Raw genomic sequence first — 1933 nt, forward strand, 5'->3', positions numbered from 1 at the left:
GCCGGTGGGCGAGGACCAGCGGCAGCACCTGGAGCTGTCCCGCGACCTGGCGCAGCGGTTCAACTCGCTGTTCGGGCGCACCTTCACGGTGCCCGCGCCGCACATCGTGAAGGACACCGCGAAGATCACCGACCTGCAGGACCCGACGGCGAAGATGTCGAAGTCGTCGTCCTCCCCGGCCGGCATCATCGACCTGCTGGAGGACCCGGCCCGCTCGGCCAAGAAGATCCGCTCGGCGGTCACCGACACCGGCCGCGAGATCGTCTTCGACGCCGAGGGCAAGCCGGGCATCAGCAACCTGCTCACCATCTACTCGGCGCTGTCCGGCCGGTCCATCGACGACCTGGTGGCCGCGTACGACGGCAAGGGCTACGGCGACCTCAAGAAGGACCTGGCCGAGGTGGTGCGCGAGTTCGTCACCCCGATCCAGGAACGCACGAACGGCTACCTGAACGACCCGGCCCAACTGGACAAGCTGCTCGCGCGGGGCGCGGAGAAAGCCCGCGTGGTGGCCGACGCGACGCTGCGTGCGGCGTACGAGCGGGTCGGTTTCTTCCCGCCGGTGCGGTTCGAGTAGCGGCCCGGGCGGGACGGGTGACGCAGCCGGAGGCCGGAGGGGTGGCGCGCGACGTGGCGGGCAATGACGCGGCGCCGGGCGGCGCGGACACGATCCAGATCGGGATCGCCGTCGAGATCCCCGAGCCGTGGGGCGGGATGCTCACCCGCCGCCGGGTCGAGGCCGGCGACCCGGCGGCCGTCCCCGCGCACGTCACCCTGCTCGGGCCCACCGAGATTCCGGTACGCGCGCTGCCCGCCGTCGAGGAGCACCTGGACCGGGTCGCCGCCGCGCACCTGCCGTTCACGCTGCACCTGCGCGGCACCGGCACGTTCCGCCCGGTCACCCAGGTGGTCTTCGTGGCGGTGGCGGCCGGGATCAGCGAGTGCGAACTGCTGGCCGCCGCCATCAACTCCGCTCCCGAGCTGCGCCGCGAGCTGCGTTTCCCGTACCACCCGCACGTCACAGTGGCACAGGACGTGCCACCCGAGGTGCTCGACAAGGCGTACGAGGATCTGGCCGACTTCTCCGCGCTGTTCCAGGTGGAGGCGTTCACGCTGTTCTCGCACAGCGGGGCTACCCGGTGGCAGCCCCGGCGCGACTTCCGGCTCGGCGGGGCGAGCTGAACATTCGACCGGCCGGGGCTCCTCCGCCACGGGCGGAGATCAGCGAGGATGACGGGGTGAACGTCTTCGGCCGGATCGAGGCGGCGGTCGGGCGCCGCATCGACGCGGCCCGGGGCCGGTCGTCGGTCTTCGACCACGTGTGGCGCGCCGGGACGCTCTACGCCGACCTGCTCGCCGGGCGGCTCGCCGCCGCCATCGCGTACTACGGCTTCTTCGCCGTGTTCGCGCTCGCGCTCGTCGCGTACTGGGTCTTCGGCGCGGTGCTGCGCGACAACGAGGAGGTCAGCCGCGCGGCCGCCCACTTCCTCGAAGAGAACCTGCCCTTTCTCGACCCGGCGCAGATCGCCGAGAGCAGCAACACCGTCGGCGTGGTCGGCCTGGTCATCCTGGTGTTCACCGGCATCGGCTGGGTGGAGGCGATCCGCTCCTCGCAGCGGCTGATGTACGGCTTCAACCAGCAGCCCGGCAACCTGGTGATGCGGCGGCTGGTCGACCTGGGCGTGCTGGTCGCGGTCTTCGTGCTGCTGTTCGTCTCGGTCGCCGCCGTGGACGCGCTGGAGTCGCTGCTGCGTTTCCTGCTGCGCAGCACCGGCTCGGTGGGCCTGACCACGGTCAGCGCGGTGCTGAGCGTGCTCGTCAACGCCGTGCTGGCCGCCGCGCTGCTGCTCGCAGTGCCCCGGCTGCGGATGAGCCGGCGCCGGCTGCGACCGGCGGTGCTCGCCGTCGCGATCGGCATCACCCTGCTCAACAC

The 1933-nt window shown here is 71.8% G+C and carries 2 protein-coding genes and 1 pseudogene; all 3 read left to right on the top strand.

Features of this window, described 5'->3' with window-relative positions:
* Window positions 1–577 (top strand): annotated as a pseudogene (locus KBX39_RS30035) (tryptophan--tRNA ligase); the annotation flags it as partial.
* Between the two features lie 41 nt (window positions 578–618).
* Entirely contained in the window at window positions 619–1182 is a 564-nt protein-coding gene (locus KBX39_RS30040; protein WP_312247517.1) for a 2'-5' RNA ligase family protein, read from the top strand.
* A 56-nt stretch (window positions 1183–1238) separates the two neighbouring features.
* The coding region (locus tag KBX39_RS30045) for a YhjD/YihY/BrkB family envelope integrity protein (protein WP_210873777.1) at window positions 1239–1933 on the top strand (695 nt) is incomplete at its 3' end.

The sequence above is a fragment of the Micromonospora sp. D75 genome, assembly GCF_018070405.1.
Lineage (GTDB): Bacteria > Actinomycetota > Actinomycetes > Mycobacteriales > Micromonosporaceae > Micromonospora > Micromonospora chalcea.